General features: G+C 44.6%; 2 protein-coding genes and 1 pseudogene. All 3 read right to left on the bottom strand.

Annotated elements, in window-relative coordinates; translation table 11 throughout:
- Nucleotides 1–18: 18 nt before the first annotated feature.
- Nucleotides 19–438 (bottom strand): biopolymer transporter ExbD, encoded by a 420-nt coding sequence (locus A3735_RS28250; RefSeq protein ID WP_068508176.1) that lies wholly within the window; start codon nt 436–438, stop codon nt 19–21.
- The gene (locus A3735_RS28245) at nt 435–1,070 is read right to left on the bottom strand and encodes a MotA/TolQ/ExbB proton channel family protein (RefSeq protein WP_068508177.1); all 636 of its coding nucleotides are present in this window, start codon (nt 1,068–1,070) and stop codon (nt 435–437) included. Before A3735_RS28245 ends, A3735_RS28250 begins: the two co-directional genes overlap by 4 nt.
- A 247-nt stretch (nt 1,071–1,317) precedes the next feature.
- Nucleotides 1,318–1,516, bottom strand: a pseudogene (locus A3735_RS31595) (MBL fold metallo-hydrolase); the annotation flags it as partial.

The raw sequence follows: 1,516 nt of genomic DNA, 5'->3' as shown, positions 1-1,516 counted from the left end.
AGGCTGCCAGACAGCAGCCTATTTTGATTTATTCCGCTGCGTTGTGATACTCAACTGCACAAAACCCAACTGCCCAGCAACATCCATCACTCTAACTACATATTCGTGAGAAGTTTTTGCATCAGCCGTAATAATAAACGGAATTTTAGTGTTACCTTCAGACAGTTTCTGAACGGCTTTTTTAAGCGTGTCTTCAGAGTTATTAACCAAGCTGCGATCATTTACCGCATACTCACCTTTGGCATTGATAATCACCTCAATCTCTTTTACAGCTGGCTTCGCCGGCTCTGCACTGGACTGCGGTAAATCAATTTCCAAATGACTCTCTTTGGTGAAGGTGGTAGACACCATGAAGAAAATCAATAACAAGAACACCACATCAATCAGTGGCGTTAAGTCTACTGATACCTCTTCACCGGACTGACGTTTAAAATTCAAGAGCTCTGTTCTCCATCACGTGAAGGTTCACGGTCACCATGGATAACTTCGACCAAGCGTAAAGACTCTTGCTCCATATCTACGACAATCTCATCTACACGGCGTAAGAAATAACGGTGGAAAATTAGAGCAGGAATAGCAACTGTCATACCCGCGGCAGTCGTTATCAATGCTTCAGAAATACCACCCGCTAGAGCAGCGGCATTACCGGCACCTTCTAGCTGCAACTGAGCAAAGACTTTAATCATACCAATAACGGTACCCAACAAGCCCAACAAAGGCGTAATCACAGCAATCGTTCCAAGTGCCGTTAAAAAGCGTTCCATTTCATGCACCACATGACTGGCTTCTTCCTGAATGCTCTCTTTCATGATCTCTCGACCATGACGAGCATTTGCCAAACCAGCTGCAAGAACTCGACCTAGCGGTGCAGCTTCTTTTAACTCTTTCAACTTACGCGAGTTAAGTTCTTTCTTTTTGATAGCAGCCCACAAGTCCTGAACCAAAACCTTTGGTGCCAATCGGCTGACCCGCAAAGTCCAGAAACGCTCAATAATGATTGCCAGCGCCAATACCGAACAAAGCAGCAAAGGAAACATGATTATGCCGCCCGGCTTCAATAAATCTAACACGCAGAAGTCTCCCCAAGTAATTTTCGAACCGCTGTGACCAGCAAAGGTACCCGACTAAATACCAAGCCTAATACTGACGAACAGCAGCTTCTATCATCGCTTATTTTAGTGCCGATACTTTAGCATACTTAGAGATTTAGAAAAGCCCGTTAGTTTTTATTTACACTATCTTCATGTACTGACCAAAAAGTCTCTCGCTCGATGCGTGCCACCGCTACATTTATAGCCTCTCCACCTAACAAAAACCTTAGAGCGCCATGCGAAGCAGTCGAAATACTTCCACTCCCATCAACCTGGATCTTTCCAATACATCTGCATGGGGATGACCAAATCGATTCATATAAGCGGCCGAAATTACCAGAATCTTAGGCTGAACATTTTTTAACAAGGCAATGGATGTCGCATTTGCAGAACCATGGTGACCTGCGATGAGAACGTCAGCCTTC

It is taken from the genome of Oleiphilus sp. HI0061, from assembly GCF_001635675.1.
The sequence above is the reverse complement of the archived record's forward strand: the minus strand, read 5'-3'. Positions and strand labels throughout refer to the sequence as shown.